This window comes from Pseudomonas sp. Choline-02u-1 (genome assembly GCF_002836515.1).
Classification (GTDB): domain Bacteria; phylum Pseudomonadota; class Gammaproteobacteria; order Pseudomonadales; family Pseudomonadaceae; genus Aquipseudomonas.
The window spans coordinates 1-313 of record NZ_PJBC01000049.1; the positions used below are offsets into that span (position 1 = coordinate 1).

1 protein-coding gene is annotated in these 313 nt (G+C 60.1%); it reads right to left on the minus strand.

Translation table 11 applies throughout. The annotated features are described in order from the left end of the window. Positions 1-313: contractile injection system protein, VgrG/Pvc8 family (locus tag CXF97_RS14045; RefSeq protein ID WP_256589826.1), on the minus strand; the 313-nt coding region annotated here is incomplete at both ends.

The following is a 313-nucleotide window of genomic DNA, read 5'->3' on the forward strand; positions in this document are numbered from 1 at the left end:
CTCGGGATAGATCGAACCGGTTTTGAATTCGTAGGCGTTGCTTTGAATGCCGTGCTCTTCGAGAACCATGCCGATGATTTTCGGCACGCTGAGGTTCTGAAAGATGCGCTGGTTGATGCGGTGCGCGAGGTAGGCCAATTGCGGGCGCAGGGTCACCGAGTAACGGGTCAGGCGCTTGCCGGAATCGCCTTGCGCGGCGCGGTAGATCTGGCCATGGATGCCGCTGCCGTCAGGCGACAGCTGCAGAAAAGCCGGTTTGTGCAGCAGGGTTTCGAGGTCCAGCGACGGCTGCTCACTGACCAGCTCCACCTCA